Source organism: Scytonema hofmannii PCC 7110 (genome assembly GCF_000346485.2).
Lineage (GTDB): Bacteria > Cyanobacteriota > Cyanobacteriia > Cyanobacteriales > Nostocaceae > Scytonema > Scytonema hofmannii.
In genome coordinates this window covers 117,751-133,407 of record NZ_KQ976356.1, presented here as the reverse complement: position 1 = coordinate 133,407, position 15,657 = coordinate 117,751, and the positions used below count along the sequence as shown (strand labels likewise).

Sequence of the window (15,657 nt, the reverse complement as noted above, 5' to 3'; positions counted from 1 at the left end):
TTATCTACTAATAATTTTTGAAATTAAATAAATTTATTTTTAATAATTTTTTGCTTGAAAATACTTGCCTATCATCTCGAATTAAATTTTTTATAGTTTACAAGAATACCTGCAAAGTATAGAAAAATCATTACTGTTTTATCTTTCAACTAATGTTGGTAAAAAATAGATTTCTGTTGATTGATTTTTGGAAAGAGAAAGTGCATACTAGAAACCATCTAGCGAACAGACTAGTCAGGTTTGGATTGTAATGAGTAACTACTGGCTACCTCGAAAGGTTATTTTTCAAGGTAATCCTATGAGGATTTTAGATATCGATACGGGTATTGAGTTCCTAGCAGAAGATATATGCAATCTTGTTTGTCCTGGAATTATTGGTAAAGGAATCAAATCTTTTATCGAAGCACTACCACTAAAACTGCGCCGCCAGCGTCAAATTATTGATGAGAATAGCACATTCAAGGAGGTTGATACTTTATGTTGGTTAGCACTTAAATTTGTTTTTAATCTATTCGGTTATGAGAAACATCGGGAGTTTGTACGTTGGTTGCGGAAGGATGTTGTTTCTAGCGCTACTACAAACACAATCTTAACTGCTTCTAAAGCTCATATTGAGAACGGTATAGTCTCTTATGGAGAGAAAGTGGGTACTATTCGTCAGTCTTTAAACCAAGTCATTGGTTTGAAAAATACTGAATTTTTTTCAGTTAAGAATGTGTCAGTTGCATCACGTTTACCAGCTTCTGAACTAATTGTAGCTAAGCTAAATTCTCTCCACTGGTTCAATGTTATTAACAATTGTCAGTTGGTTTCACTGTCGGAAATGTATTATGAATCTCGATTTTCTTTGGTAGGTGCTCCTCCGACGCTTGTACCTGCTATTCAAGATTATTCTTTATTGCGGAACTATACTTTCGATACTGCGCTTTTAGAAGCAATATATCTCAGTTTTTTGTACAAGCAAGTTTCTGTACCTTTATTTGATTCTGAAATTGATTTACCCAACAAATTGTTACGCAAGCGTTATCTAGATTGTTGTCAATTGGCACTAGAAAATGAGAAGATATCTTATTCAGATTTATACTTCGCTTTTGTTACTAATGCTAACAATTTGTTTCTAGCACAAGAACTGGATATTGCTCTAATATTTTCTTACTTTAAAAAGCATTTGAGTTTTCCCATTTTACGAATTTTGGAAGGAGGTGTTTTTTTGCCAGCACTTGATTTATGTGGTTCTATAGGAACTCTAGATAGTCAAATAGTTTCATCTCTAAGATTAGCTTACCTCAATTGGCTATCGGCACTTTTGGAAGAAATAAACTCTTCTCACTAACATTCTATCCATTTGAAAATCTCATTTTACTAGCAAAGTGTATTGACTTTGCAAAAGGTTCTTATGTCTCGTAGTAGGAATAATAAGGCTAATAAAGTTATGTCTGATAACAATAATGCTCCAGCTAATACTGATGATAAAGCTCAAAGACGTTTAGTAATTGTTACGGGCGATAAAGGGGGAGTTGGTAAAAGTACCTTTGCACGAGGTTTGTTACAGCTTTATGTGGATAAAGACATCAAATGTCTTGCTTATGAAGCCGATCAGCGAAATCCTCAAATGGCAAGACATTTTGGAAAGAAATATGGTCCATTAGTTGACTATATAGATATCTTTCGTAGGGGTGGCGCTGATGAATTACTTATTACAATAGAAAAGAAGCAAGATTATGCAACTTTCTTGTTGGATTTACCAGCCCAATCTGGTGGTTTTTTTGAAGAGTTCGTGAAAGAACTAGCCTTTTTTGAAATGTTAAAAGATATTGGTTGTCGAGTCACTATGGTTTCAGTTATCAGTAGGGTGCTTGACTCAATCAATGTACTGGAAAAGTTGTATCAATGTTGTCAAGACCAAGTTGACTATGTTGTTGTAAAAAATCTGTTTCATGGTGAGGAACAAAAGTTTGAACGTTATAATGACTCTAAATTCCGTCAAGAACATCAGGGTATATTAAATGAAATTGTTATGCCCGATTTGTTTTACAAACCTTATGACTTTATTGATGTTCATGGCTTAACATTTGCTGATGCACAGACCCATCCCGATACCAATATTGTCATTAAAGCAAGAGTTAAATTTTGGTTGTCTGAATTTGAGGAAAAGGTTAAACCTCTCTCTAATTTATTCAATCTTGATAGTCAATCAACTCCGGGTATTTATCAACAGATGGCTGAAGCAACTGAAAAACGTAGAAAAGAGCAGGAATCTGAAGCTGCTTAGGTTTAAGAAAGAATTCTGAATTCAGGAGTCAGAATTCAGAATGAATTTGAGCTTCCTGGATGTTGAATTGGATAACAAAATTTTCTGTAGTTGCTGTAACTGGTGGTAACTAGAGCAAGGCGTTGCTTCCCTAATTTATCCATAAGAAAAGCAAAAATTTATACTTTTCACTAATCCACTGAATTCATTCAAAAGACCATTCTGATAGCGCAGCGTGGCGTCAGCCATATTCTGAGTTCTGACTTCTGGATTCTCCTTAAATGTTGAGAAAGCGTTTTGTAATTATAGTCGGGGATGCTCGCGTTGGTAAGTCCACTACTTCTCGACTCTTACTCGATCTGTATGCCAAAAATAAACTTAACGTGCGGGCTTTTTATCACGGACATCGTAACAAGCTTTCAATGTATCAGACAGAAGATTTTAAAATTGACCATTTGGGTTTTTCTAGGGGTGATTCTGATAGGCTGTTACTTGACTTAGATATGTTCCCAAAGACTGAAGTGGTTTTGACTGATATGCCAGGTCAAAACCTTCCTGAATTTAAAGCTTTTGAGAAAGATGTTTCCCTAATAGAAAATCTTAACTGTTTGGGATATCGTGTTACTTTTCTCCACCCCATATCCCACCGTAAGGACTGCGTTGAAGATTATTTACAGGAATTGTGTGACTATTTTGATAACCAAGTTGATTATGCGATCGCCAAGAATCACTATTTTGGCGACCAATTTCCCTATTATGATGGCAGCCAACTTCAAGCCAAAATCAAAAAACTAAATGGGTTGGAATTAGTCTTGTCTAATTTACACAGCCAGTGCTATCAACAAGTTGAAGATGCAGCTTTGTCCTACTCTAAAGCTGTGTTACCCGAATCTCCTCTTAATGTTATTTACCGTTCGATTGTATTTAACTGGATGGAGGATTTTTTAACTTCTATTACTTCTAACGACACTGCTTCTAATTATCTTGGCTTGAATGTGAAACAGCTTCATTCCAAACAGTTAGAACCTTCTTCAGCTTCAGATATACTTCCAGTTTCTACTGAAGTTTCTGTTGGTGTTTCAGAACCTCCAGTTCAAACCAACTCTTCTAACCAGCAGTCTTTTTCTCCTGACGAACCCGAACCAGAGAAATGGTAATAAGGTATGTTTTTATACTAAAACGAGATTTGAGATTGTTATTGACTTATGGCTAATAATGATGTTGCAAAAAATGTTGAAAAGGTTTTTTCAAACCTTGACGAAGCTAAAAAAGCAGAAATTACTGACTATGTGCTTCAACTGGGTATTCGACGTGATGACCCTTTGTTTAACCTTTATGCTGAGTTGGGTACTACCCAAACTGTCTTACAGAAATTACCGGGTAGGCTTGATGTCATTGTCAACAAATGGACTGATATGGTGGACGATAAGCTTAGGGATGCTTCCAGTGTAGCTATCCAGCAACAAAAGACTGCGATCGCTGAAGCGGCGAAAGAGTTGATCAAGAAAACTGGCGGTAATGGAGGGGCTTTACCTCAACTAGGATTTGGTCTTAACAATTGGAAGTTGGCTCAAATTGGGGGCGTGTTGGGTTTTGTTCTGGCTTTGGGAACTGGGATTGGCATCTTCACTTACAAGACTGTTGCTGATAGTACTTCTTCTCAAGCTGTTGCCCAAACTCTGCTTTTGAAGCCTGAAGACCAAAATCTATTGAGTTGGGCTAAGTCTCAGGAAGGCCAACTAGCTCGTAAAATTTATCAGAAGAACGCTCCTATTATTAAGACTTGTCGTCAGAAAAAAGACGAAGGTTGCACAATTCTGGTTAATTAACTATACTAGGCAGCTAGCTTCATCAAGGTGATAGTTGAAAAATCCTTATTTTCTTTGTGCTCTTTGTGTCTTCACGACTCAAAAAATATTTTTAAACCGCAAAGACGCAAAGAGCACGAAGGTAAGATTCTAAAAATTGGGCAGAATTGGTCTGATTTTAAGTTACTTTGAACCTACTAAGCAGCCCACCCCCTGTAACTCTGATAACTTTTGTCTTGATCCTTTTGAGCTTGACGGTTTTGATTTTTTTGGTCATTCTTGCTGCTTCTGGTTTTCCTGCTTCTGTAGGTAGCCTCTTGCTCAATTTTCATATCTGCGAAAGTTAAGATGCCCAGACGGATACCCTCGCGAATGGCATTGAGTCTGTCATTGACTCCTAATTTGATAAATGAATTGTGCAGGTATGACCTAACCGTACCTTCTGAAACATACATGACGTTAGCGACTTCATCATTCTTCATCCCACTAGCAACTAGTTTGAGGGCTGTTAGTTCCTTATCAGAAAATTCGCTTAACAGGCTAATCTGCTTCTCTTCTGTCTCTTTCGACCTAAAACTATCGATTAAGATACGGTTGATAGTTGGGTCAATCCATGATTCATTGTTGTATGCGGCAAATATCGCTTCGAGGAATCTTTCTCCTACCTCTTCTTTGGGATTGTTTTTACAGTAGTAGCAGTCTGCACCGTTGGCAATTGCAGCCTTAATCGAGTCGCGATCGCTATTGGCAGTCATGACCACGATTCTTGCTGACTCATGAATATGCTTGATGGCGCTAATTGCCTCTATTCCACACATATCAGGTAGGTCAATATTGATAACTACTACATCTGGCTTTTGAGATGCGATTATGTCTAATCCCTCTTTTCCGTATTTTGCTCCACATACCTGAAATTTCTGATTTTCAGACAAGATGGCGGTTGCACCAATTCTAGACATATTGTCGTTCTCAATGATGAAAATACTAATCATTTTGATCGTCCTTAATTTGTCTTAGTAATTCGTAATCATACTTATAACATTTAACTTTTGGAACGTTTGTATTCTTTACGGTTCCCACATATTAGGCTGACAAATTAACTAGTATTTTATATTTAAAGAAAATTTAAAATACTAGCTAGTTTTTATATTTATCGTGAAGGATTTAGGTTGCGGCGTGATTTTTACTGTAGATTTTGGTTTTAATATTTCTAAGTAAAACTATGGAGCAAAAGATAAATTTTTATGAAGGGTGACAAAATTCTTGAATGGATAGAAAAAATAGTCGTTTGGGCATTGACAGGGCTATTAATATTTGTCGGGCTAGGTAGATTTCCACTTAGCCCGACAAGTCTTTTTGATTTTGCTGATTCGCTTTATTATTTTGCGGTAGCGATCGTTGTTTGTCCCAAGACTCCAATTGGTTTTTACAAACGGCTATTACTCGGTTTTTTATCCTTTTTATATGGAGTCTGGATGAAGCTAATTTAATGATAAGTAGTCAAAACTCAGAATTCAGTATTCAGAAGGTCTAAGCAGAATTTAATAAGAATTTAGGAGTCATAAATCAGAATTGAATTAAAGGGTTTAAGTTCCGCACAAAATTTTAATAGAGTAGTGCTTCTAGGTGGCGGGATAACCCTTAAATTGATAGATCCTGAATTCCGAATCCTGAATTCTGAATTCTTCCATCTAATCGAGTTCGCTACCCGACTCCTTATTTTGTATTTGTTGTTGACTCTGCTCTCTGTAGGCTTGTTGTTCTACACTAGTTCTCTCAAGTTGAGAAATCTGCCCGCGTGACTGGCTTTGAAATAGAGCTTTAAAACGTTCAAATTCTTCTTGCGTGAGGTTATTGACAATAATAGAATATTCTTTAGAGCTATTATCTTTTGATGCCAATAGCGCCTCTTGACTCTCCTCTAATTTGGGAGAATTTCTATCTAGACTTAGGGTTTGGGTATCTTTTTCTAGTTTGAAACTAGCTGTATACTCTTCTCCTTGATAAACAATCTTTTGGGACTCTTTATCTTGCTTACCAAAGGTGTTTATCCTATCTAGAATTATCGGAATTACAAATTGCTGAATCTGGGGATCGGTTACAAGCGATTGTTCTTTATTCTCTATAGTTTTCTCTGCACTATTATTAGTAATATCATCATTTTTATTAGATGAGCTATTTAAAATTTCTGGTTCAAATGTTTTTTCTAAAGTTGGATTAAGCTCATTGGTAGAGGATTGATTTTGATGCTCTTGCTCAACAAAACTAATAGGTTCAATCTCTACTGAGGTTACTTTTGCTTCTTCTTGCGCGACTTTGGCTACTTCACCTACTACCGAGCTAAGACCTGAAGCTGCTTCTGTTTGAGTTTCCTCAGTGATTCCTCGTTTTCCGTACTCTTCAATTTGCTCGTCAGTAACTTTTAGATAATCCATTATTTCTCTAACGACGGCGGCTCTTTGAGCTATACTCATTTCCTCTACTTCAATTGCACTTAATTTTTCAACCAAATCTTTCATTTGAGTTACCTCTCTACTAAATCTTGTTTAACTTCATAAAGTGAATTATTGATACGAAAACTTATGAATTTAAAGTCTCGTACCATCTCATCATTTATTTTATTGACTTGGGTGTTACCTTCTCTAATATATAATATTACATTGTCTTCCTTGTCCTTGATTAAGTAAGTTTTATCTTGAGCTTTGGTAGCAATTTGATATTTTTGAGTTTCTACAGACATGATGCCATTGACATCTTCTTGCCCGATTGTTTTAACAATATGTTGGGCAAGACTTGTGATTTCGTTAATTTGTTCAAGTGCCTTGAGGTCTTTTTCCATCGCTGTAAAAGTATCTTCAAGGCTAATATTTTCCTTTACATATAGTTCAGTTACCTCCTGAATTCTATTGAGATATTTTTCACTTTTACCGAGTTGTTGTGCAGCTACATACCAATCCTGAAGGTTTTGGACTGTATTAGCCTTCATTCGCTCGATAATTTCTTCCATTGCTCCAACCTGTTGTTTGGGGTTACTGACTGGAGCATTAAGTACTTGTTCGATTGGTTCGATGGGCGATCGCTCTTGAACTCGATTTTTCTCCATCACATTCGTATAGGCTTGTGCGATCGCACGAATGTATGGTGATTTTAGTCCTTCTCCCTCCCAGAAGTTAGCTTTGGAATTTTCTGGGCTAACTTTGTAGCTGCAATTTTCCAGCCATTTGACCCCTCCCCGTTTTGTGACTGCCTCGACAAGTTTGGGATGTTGTTCAAACCGTGCTGTCAAGATTTCAGCCATTAACTGAACTCTGGGTTCCCCTAACGGTAGAGTTTCTTTATATGCGTAAAAGGCTTGTTCTGCCGATAAAAATGGCTGCCCTTCTGGTTTTGATTGGGTGTAGGTTTCCGGTCCGTAGTTACCAGCTGGCATTGCTTTGTTATCGCGGAACGATACAGGATACTCCCCTTCGATAGTTCCCACCTGCTTAGATTTAACTGTCGTGCTGGTGAGTACAGCACCTAGAGAGTCATTTCCTCGTGAGTTGAAGTTGATACCGGGAGCAACCTCTTTTGTTGTTTGAACCTTCTGTGAAGTAACATCTACATTACTGACGAGGATTTCAACTGCTTTGGTATTAATTGTATCACTTAAGTAGCTGTTTTTGTCTTGGTTTTGTTGGTAAGCAAGTCCTATTTGTACGATTTCGGCAACAGCAGCTTGCAGTCCTGGTGCTTTGCTTTCTCGGTTACCAGCAACGTTGAGAACTTTAATGTGATTTGTTTCAACGAAATCACGCAATAATTGAGCAGCTGTAGGACGAGCGTTGAGTGCAGTATCGAGCGGTACCTGTAATACTGGCTTACCCATATTTTGGGCGGCTTTTACTGTGAAACGACTGCCAGGGCTATTGACATCGCCAAAGATGGCAGTACCATCAGCATTGCGAATGTTTTCGACTGTTCGCTTGTTGTAAGTTTCAACAGTGGTATTCCCTTTTTCCCCTTCGACAAGCCCATATTCTTGCAAGTTGGGATTCGCGCCATTCTCAGTCATCCATCCGGCGGCGGCTGTACCTCCGGTGGGTAGTCCTAATGCTTTCGCGCCTTGGAGTCCTCCCATGTCAGCGCCAGTTTGCCCACCGCTAATAACTTTAATTGGTTGACTTTGAACTTCTGGTAATGGGGAAGCAGGGGAAGCTGAAACGATTACTTGTTGTGATTTTTCCACTACATTAATATAGGCTTCAGCAAGGGCGCGGATAAATGCCGATTCTTTACCTTTGCCTTCCCACTGTTTATCCTGGGCGTTGGTTATGTTGGTGAGGCAGTGCATTGCGGGGGTTCCCCCCGTTGTAGCAACTGCCGTGCAGTTTTCTAACCACTCCGTTCCTCCTCGTTTTGAGATCGCATCAACTAACCGGGGATGCTGTTCGAGTTTCGCCTGAAGCACTTGTACCATCAGTTTGTACTCCGGCGTTAAGGGATGAAGTTGCTTTTGATGGTTGAATGCGTGTTCGGCAGATGCATATGCTACACCTTCAGGTTTGACTGCATGGGTTTCTATTCCATACCTTCCGGCTGCTGCAACCGGGTTGTCATTAATTGAAACTTGGTAATCGTTCTGTAACTTGCCTTGTTCTTTAGCAAGTGCAGTGGCATTGGCAAGTGCTGCTCCCAACCCGTCTTTGGAGTCGGGGCTAATATTAATAGATGTGGCAGTTTGTTTTTGTACGGATGGGAACGGAACAATCTTGCTATTGACGTAATCGCCCAGGGGTTCCATAAATAACCCATAGACTTTACTTTTACTCGCTTGGGTTTGGGTCAGTTCTTTAGGTGAATGCTTCTCCCAGTTTGCCCAGGCTTGCTGGTATGCTGGATCTTGAATCATTTGAGGAGTTATTTCGTACTGCTTACCCACCCGGAAAGCGACTTGCTCGTTATTCTTACCGACTGCGATCGCAATATCTCCCTCTTTGATGCCATAAGTTTTTTGGTAGTCTACCCCCCTGGTAGTGTGTACCCTACCGTACCCGCGCATGGCATCGATAGTTGTACTGACTTGTACTTTCGGAGGTTCGCCATGCATATGCAGCGAGTAAACCATTGGTACTGGTTTTCCAGATATGGTAGGGTTGTCTGGAATCTGGGAGTTTTGAGCACGGACTGTAGTCTGATTCCCAATGGCGATAAGTTCTTGTATGGTTGGCTGACTTTGTACTGTTGAACTGTTTCGCGTAGCTTCTTTAAGGGAGTTGTAGCTGCGTTTGACTTTAATCTCTCCCCCTGGTATCCACTCATCGCTTTTGATAGTAAGGTCGGAGTTACTGTTGATGACTGCACGAAATGGTTGGTTTGAGCCGAGGAAGTTCTCAAACTTTTGGCGAACGCTATTTTCTTTGCCCAAATCATTTTTAATCGACCAGATGTTAATCGACCATCTTCCAGCTTCAGTATTGATAGCAGCGTGTTCGTTCTTGCAGTTAAACCGCGTTACCGTACCCGACTCAAGTTGAAACTCCTGATAGGTTGCTGCGGTATTTTCTTCCTTGGTCCATATCATTTGTTCCTTAGCAGCACGGTATCCCCAATCAGAATTACCGATGTTGATGCTGCGGGCTTCGATGGCGGCATAGGAATCGTCGCGGTGGTAGTTAATGCCAGCACCAGGTTGTTCTGAGTAGGTTACTAAAACTATATCCGCATCAGGATATACCTGCTTGACCAGTTTCATCAGTGCATCGTCCCGTACCCCTGGCTTGAAGTCTTTGTCCTTCAAGTCCCATTTTGCCCCTACCCAAGCTACCTGGCGACCTGGGGCGTAGTTGGATTTATCTGACTCCAGGACTGGTTTGATATAATTTTCAAGGTGTTGGCGCAGTTGTTCAACTTTTTCTGAGCTAATTTTACCCAGGATTTCGATCGCTTTGGTTTGGTCAGCTTGGCGTGAGTAGGGTAGCGATATTGGTTGGTTGTGAATTTGTGCTTCTTCTGAGTTTTGTTGATTTGGTTGGCTTTCGTTAAGAATTTTTGCCACTACTTGTGCTTGAGAGACTGATGTGCTGATAAACTGGTCAGTAAGAACTTTTTCCTCCTGTAGGGGTTTAGCAGGAGCTATCGGTACTGGTGTTTCTTCTCGATATAGTTCTCTTGGACGGTTTGGTAGTGCTTTTAGCGCTTGCTTGTACTCGCTATCCTCTGAAGTTTGATTTGATGGAAGCAGGCTACTTAGAGTTTCGAGTTTTTGATTGAGTTCTGCGCTGAGTTGTTCGTAACGCTCAAAACCCTCAATTTCACCGATGTTAATAACTTCCCCAAGTAAAGTATTTAATTGTTCATTTAGTTTCTCTGGAATTTGGTCTTTACTGATGATAAACGTCCCTACATTTTTTTCAATAAAGTAGTTATTGTCAATTCCCTTTGATTCTAACCAGGTGTTTAGAGCGATCGCATCTTGTGCGGGTACGAGTAGTCCGATAGCTTCTTTCGTTTCTACTTGTGACCCATCTGCAGAACTATACTGTTGATTTGGGTTATAGAAATATACAGTTTGTTCGGGAATAATCGGAGTCGATTGTGAAGGAGTGTCTGCACTTTTGATGTGACCTCCAGCACGTTCAATGAACGTTGGTTTAAGTTCATTGCTGATGGTACTTTCATCAAGCATAAATACAGCCATCCCCTTTTTGGCTTCTAACCGAGTTTGTGATGCGGGAAGCTGCTCGTATGACACTCCTACTTTTTCAAGATAATTTTTAGTTCTTTCTGCTAACTTTTCATCAACAGCCAATCCAATTAACCCTACTAATTTATGTTCCCTGTCTTGGAACATAATTGTAGGACGTTCGTTAATCTTATCAAGAATTTTATGGCTTTTTTCCTCTTGCTCTCTCCTGACAGGTTGTTCGCTACTTAGAAGCTGACTGCGCTTAATCCAGCGATCGGGATATTGTACGGTTTCTGGATGAATGGAGATTTTAGCAGTACTTTCATTACTGGTAATTTGTACTGGAATAGTGGTTCGTTGTTGATTTTCGCGGATAATACCTGCATCAATTAGTTTTTGTACCGTACTCTTTTCTTTTCTCCCCCACTGCTTGGGTACATTACCCCTACTTAATTCAGCTTCGACTTGTTCGGTGTGTTGACCAATAACACCAAGCGATTGGTCGCCGATTTTGGCAATATAAACGTGCTTTTTATCAAATGCTCTAACTAAAGTTTCTCTAAAATCCTGGTCGTGAAGTTCTTGTTTTTTGTACCTTTGATTGGTAATATTAATTCGGAATAAATGACCATTAGTTGTTTTTGCTATGGCATAGGCATTTTGTCCGGTAGCGATCGCTTGAATTTTTAGCTGTAGTTGTTGCCCATTTCCAGGTTTTTCTGCTAACCACCCTTGGACGATCCCTTCCTTGACAGATTCCTTATCAATATTGCCTAATTTTTCTTGTTTGTTCCCATTTTGAATATAAATACTGTAGTCTTCTCGGATTAAGTTAACCTTTTCAATTGTTAACATAACAGGTTCATTGTTGAACCTTAGTGTGTTACCAAACTTATTAACTTCACCTACTTTAAAGGTAAGTTCTGGTAGTCCTGGTACTTTGGTTGTCACAGAGACTGTATAGACTTCACCTTTTTTAATACTAGCATTGGCAGTAGTACTAATTGGTAGTCGGGCGTTATTCTGTTCGATATTACCAAATGTTTCGTAATGACCTTCCTGGTTTTGTATTTCAATGATACTTTTCCCATCTTCAGCTATATTAAACCGAATGTTTTGAGGGTTACTTTCATTGAAGACTTCACTGCTACGGTTGAATCCTGTAATACTAAATTCGGTAAACTTAAGCGTATTTAATTGACCGATAATTTCTTGAGGAAAGGCAGCAAATACAAAATTAGAAACCTTCTTTTGGGGATCGTTACCTTTTTCATGACTGCTTTCACGAGTTGTTGATACAGCCCAAGTAGCAGCAGCCATTGCTAGTTTCTGCTCTGAAGGAACCGAATTATAAAACTCTTCTGCTGCTTGATAAGCTTTTTGGTAAAGCAGTTTAATCTGACCCTCGCTCAGTTCTGGCTGGAAGGATATTTTGTTAGAAGTGACTGACTGTCTGAGGGTAATTCCTATCTCTTCTAGTTTGTTTTCCTGCTCCTTAGCAAGGGTTCCTAATGCCCTAAATTTGGGTTTACCATTTTCTGTTTCATCGTTGATTTGAGCATAGACAATATACTTATGCGGGCGATTGCTGTTGCGCTTTTCTTCAGGTATTTCTGATAGTTTAAGCGTGATTTTATTAGCTCTCCAAATCAATTCACTATCATATTGAAGAAGATTAGTGACACTGACGCGATCGCCATTAGTAAGGGTAATGTTTGCAGAAGGTCCTTTTTCTGTCTCCTTTTGTCTCGATAGTTGATTGGCTCGGTTAAAAGATTCATCAAATTCTTTTTTGGCAAGAGTTGCTTGTAAGCGCTGGTGGTTAGAAAATTCAACTCCTTTAAATAAATCTTGAAACTGAACGAGTTCCCGTGATTCGAGGCGGGCTTTCTCAAAGTATTGGTTAGTTTTAGCAATAAGTAATTCAACAGGCGAGTATCCTGTTGGCTGAATGGTGCTATCAACATAAACATCTTTCTTCTTGTCTCGAATGTAATTGACTTCTCGATGAAGAATCCGACTGTTGTTGCGGATAATCTCCATCTCTGGTTTTTTAGCACTCTTGAAGAGGTCAACCGCAATTTGGTTTTGAAATGCTGCAGAGGCAATCATTTCGCGGTACATCTTCGTGTTAACGCTCATTGCTTTGAAAGCGGTTTCTCGGTTGAGAGGTTCTTGTCGTGCGGTTTGGACAAATTCCTCCATGTAGCCGCGATACCTGTCAGGAACTTCTTTACCTTCTATACCCTTGGACTTTGCCCAGGCTTCTGTCTCGAACAAATCTTCGTAGTGTTTGTCTACTGCTTGTACGTATTCAATTTGGTCTTTCTCGCTCCCGAAGTTCTTCAAGATGGTGATTTCTGACTCTAGCGCTTCAATGGATGTCAGGTGATTGTTGATTACACCAACGCTAATGCCATCGCTCATGTGGATGGCGATTTCTTCAAACTCTGGCTGGCTACCATCTTCTTGATAGAAGGACTGTTTTTTGAGTTTGACAGTTGGGTCGTAAGCGTTTTCGGGTAAGTTTCGCTCAAGAGCCTCTGCTGTAAGATTGGGGTACTTGCTCGCTGCAAGGAACCCAATGCAGTCACCGTCGTAGTCGCGTGCTTGGCGTTCCTGTTCGGACTCTTGGGGAAGGAGTTCTAGTTGGTAACCGACTGACTGAAGTTCTTTAATATACTCATTAAATTTGTTGATAAACTCGATTTTATCTTTGGTTTCGAGCTTGCCGATATTTTTGTCTAAGTAATTTTCAATACCTTCTAATTGGAGATTTTTTCCTTGGGCTTCGGGAAGGATAGATACGAGTTGTTTGTTGAGGCGGTTGTAAATGCGATCGCTTGTTTCATCTGAGACAGCGATCGCACCTGCAAGGGGTTTGCCATCCGGTCCGAGTATATCTTCCACCATTTTGTTTGTGGAGACACATAAACCGTTGGAGTTAAGGAAGGGGGAGCGGAAGTTGAGGACTTGTTCGGAATCTTGGTAATGAGGAATGCAAATTTCACCATTTTGCAGGTCTTTGGAGGGAATGACCATCGCCCTTTCAAATGCGAGGGTTTTACCGATGGCAATTTCTTTCCATTCATTTTGAACGAACCGGGTGAGTTCCCTCTGTACCTTCTCAGTTTCGAGAAGCTGCCCAACTCCTTGCAGGTCAGCTTTGATAAGTTTATAAATGAACGAGTCAGTGGTAAGGCGATCGCGTAGAGTTTCTAACTCTTCTGCTACTGTTGGGTCTTCTGCTGCTTGTTCTTCGAGTGTAGTTGCTTGTTCTTCTAGAAAAGCTTTGCGCTTCTCGTACTTTTCGCAATAAAGTTGGGCTAGTTGTCTAGGCTCGTCCTGTGCTTCCTTAAGTTTTTTGGCTTCGAGTTCTAGCTGTTCGGTAAAATCCTGCAATCCATTGGGGAAGGAAGCAAGTAACTGTGAGATAGCTGTTTTACCGAGTTCGGACTGTGATTTCTCCCCCAACCATATATTTTGCCTGTACAGTCCGGGTTGAATTTGGGGCTTGGTTGAACCATTGGGGTTGTCTTTATCGGTTCCCTTAAATGAGGATAGGGGAAGAATGAGGTCTATTTTTGTTTGGTTTTTGGGGTCTTGGTAGTTGAGAATCTGGTTGAGGTTGGCGGGCCGCAGTGTACCTTTGCCAAAGCGGTACTTTGTATCATCCCCGTCTCGGTCAGTCCAGCCAAAGCGGTGCTGGATGACGCGGTATCTCTCACCTTCATGATGTCCGGTTAACTCGTGATATAACTTGGTTGAGATTTGTCCGTAGCAGTCCCCGGTGAGGCGATAGGCTTGGTCGTTATTGATAACGCCGCCATTGTCACCATTGCTATCATCAACAACGAGAACGTTTAACTCTCGGTTGATAGCATTTTTACACGAACCGAGAAAGATAGACCCGTAAGCACCTCTATCTTTGTTATCGGGACAAAGTTGTCTAATTGCGTCAAGACATTCTTGTGGACCATAAAGTAATCGAGTTTTTGATGATAGTAATAGCTTGTGTCCTTCCGGGTGATTCTTTAGTTGAAGGGCAGTAGACTTTTCGTCCATATGCCCAAACGAAAAGTTTACTCCAGGAAAAAAATGTTCTAGTAGAGTGTTATTAAGTTCTTCTTTGAGTAGCGAATCTGCATTATTAGTATTACCATCTGTATGAATCCATTGATTTAATCTAGTATCAAAATGTTTAGCTTGAATTGTCATATATAAGAGTTAAGCTTATAAATTTAAAATAAAAATTTTGTTTATTCACGCTAAAATCCCCTAAAGTTAAATTTTACTTGTTCCGTCCTGGTAATTTATTCAACAATTTTCCATTTTCTCCCAGTAAAAATTATGTATTTTAAAATACTTTTATATAAAGACAACACTTAAGCCACTCTCCTGTCTAACTAATTTTTCACTCAGAGTTTCTAAGTAGTAAGTATTTAAATATACTTTAAATTTAATAATTTCCTTTGCCTAATAAAACAGAGCAGGTTTTCTTCATGTTTGCTGTGGTGGCAGGTTTTCTTTTTACCCTTGTAGATGAAGCGGTAAAGACTTTTCTTTATCACAACGACCTAATTGATAGTGGGATTTTGTCGCGTTTCAGAAACTATCCGTTGTCTTCTGATTGCCCGAAACGAGAAGCGAACGCATGGCAACCCTATTGCCTGACCTTAAAAAATCCGAAAATGCAATATCTCTGTCAGCAGAGGAAATTGTCACACTGCTGAAACAGCATTTGGATTGCATAACCCTGACATTGCAGCCATCCACTCTACATTGCACTTTAAACTGTCCAGAAAACTCTATCAAATAATATTTAGAGAGCGAAAATTTCAGGGGAGGTAGGTAAGAGCTAGTACATGAAGGCAGAGACCAGAAGGCGCAAACGCTTAGAAGCTTTTATCTCAATGCTAATAGTATGTTCA

9 protein-coding genes are annotated in these 15,657 nt (G+C 39.6%); 6 read left to right on the top strand and 3 right to left on the bottom strand.

Annotated features, from left to right (window positions below; genetic code table 11):
- Positions 1-298: 298 nt before the first annotated feature.
- From WA1_RS50965 to WA1_RS50950, 4 genes are all read left to right on the top strand, one after another.
- On the top strand, positions 299-1,333 hold the full coding sequence (locus WA1_RS50965) for a hypothetical protein (RefSeq protein WP_148663095.1): 1,035 nt from the start codon (positions 299-301) through the stop codon (positions 1,331-1,333).
- 99 nt (positions 1,334-1,432) lie between these two features.
- Positions 1,433-2,272 (top strand): nucleotide-binding protein, encoded by an 840-nt coding sequence (locus WA1_RS50960; RefSeq protein ID WP_017740791.1) that lies wholly within the window; start codon positions 1,433-1,435, stop codon positions 2,270-2,272.
- 260 nt (positions 2,273-2,532) lie between these two features.
- The gene (locus WA1_RS50955) at positions 2,533-3,408 is read left to right on the top strand and encodes a hypothetical protein (protein ID WP_017740790.1); all 876 of its coding nucleotides are present in this window, start codon (positions 2,533-2,535) and stop codon (positions 3,406-3,408) included.
- 48 nt (positions 3,409-3,456) lie between these two features.
- Complete coding sequence (locus WA1_RS50950; RefSeq protein ID WP_017740789.1) at positions 3,457-4,080, top strand: DUF6753 family protein; 624 nt, start codon at positions 3,457-3,459, stop codon at positions 4,078-4,080.
- Between the two features lie 176 nt (positions 4,081-4,256).
- Here the strand turns inward: WA1_RS50950 and WA1_RS50945 are convergent, their stop codons facing one another.
- A complete protein-coding gene (locus WA1_RS50945) occupies positions 4,257-5,051 on the bottom strand; it encodes a response regulator (RefSeq protein ID WP_017740788.1) in 795 nt (264 codons plus the stop codon).
- A gap of 252 nt (positions 5,052-5,303) precedes the next feature.
- On the opposite strand from WA1_RS50945, the gene WA1_RS50940 reads away from it, so the two are divergent.
- Complete coding sequence (locus WA1_RS50940; RefSeq protein ID WP_017740787.1) at positions 5,304-5,549, top strand: hypothetical protein; 246 nt, start codon at positions 5,304-5,306, stop codon at positions 5,547-5,549.
- Positions 5,550-5,750: 201 nt separating this feature from the next.
- Here the strand turns inward: WA1_RS50940 and WA1_RS50935 are convergent, their stop codons facing one another.
- Both WA1_RS50935 and WA1_RS50930 read right to left on the bottom strand, forming a co-directional pair.
- On the bottom strand, positions 5,751-6,578 hold the full coding sequence (locus tag WA1_RS50935) for a hypothetical protein (RefSeq protein WP_017740786.1): 828 nt from the start codon (positions 6,576-6,578) through the stop codon (positions 5,751-5,753).
- 5 nt (positions 6,579-6,583) lie between these two features.
- The gene (locus WA1_RS50930) at positions 6,584-14,944 is read right to left on the bottom strand and encodes a YpsA SLOG family protein (protein WP_017740785.1); all 8,361 of its coding nucleotides are present in this window, start codon (positions 14,942-14,944) and stop codon (positions 6,584-6,586) included.
- Between the two features lie 254 nt (positions 14,945-15,198).
- On the opposite strand from WA1_RS50930, the gene WA1_RS59155 reads away from it, so the two are divergent.
- Positions 15,199-15,459, top strand: coding sequence for a hypothetical protein (locus WA1_RS59155; RefSeq protein ID WP_201789262.1), 261 nt, complete (start codon positions 15,199-15,201; stop codon positions 15,457-15,459).
- Positions 15,460-15,657 lie beyond the last annotated feature (198 nt).

What these genes read in the sequence shown, in the direction of transcription:
- WA1_RS50965 (WP_148663095.1), top strand. Translation starts at nt 299, where the DNA reads ATGAGGATTTTAGATATCGATACGGGTATTGAGTTCCTAGCAGAAGAT.
- WA1_RS50960 (WP_017740791.1), top strand. Translation starts at nt 1,433, where the DNA reads ATGTCTGATAACAATAATGCTCCAGCTAATACTGATGATAAAGCTCAA.
- WA1_RS50955 (WP_017740790.1), top strand. Translation starts at nt 2,533, where the DNA reads ATGTTGAGAAAGCGTTTTGTAATTATAGTCGGGGATGCTCGCGTTGGT.
- WA1_RS50950 (WP_017740789.1), top strand. Translation starts at nt 3,457, where the DNA reads ATGGCTAATAATGATGTTGCAAAAAATGTTGAAAAGGTTTTTTCAAAC.
- WA1_RS50945 (WP_017740788.1), bottom strand. Translation starts at nt 5,051, where the DNA reads ATGATTAGTATTTTCATCATTGAGAACGACAATATGTCTAGAATTGGT.
- WA1_RS50940 (WP_017740787.1), top strand. Translation starts at nt 5,304, where the DNA reads ATGAAGGGTGACAAAATTCTTGAATGGATAGAAAAAATAGTCGTTTGG.
- WA1_RS50935 (WP_017740786.1), bottom strand. Translation starts at nt 6,578, where the DNA reads ATGAAAGATTTGGTTGAAAAATTAAGTGCAATTGAAGTAGAGGAAATG.
- WA1_RS50930 (WP_017740785.1), bottom strand. Translation starts at nt 14,944, where the DNA reads ATGACAATTCAAGCTAAACATTTTGATACTAGATTAAATCAATGGATT.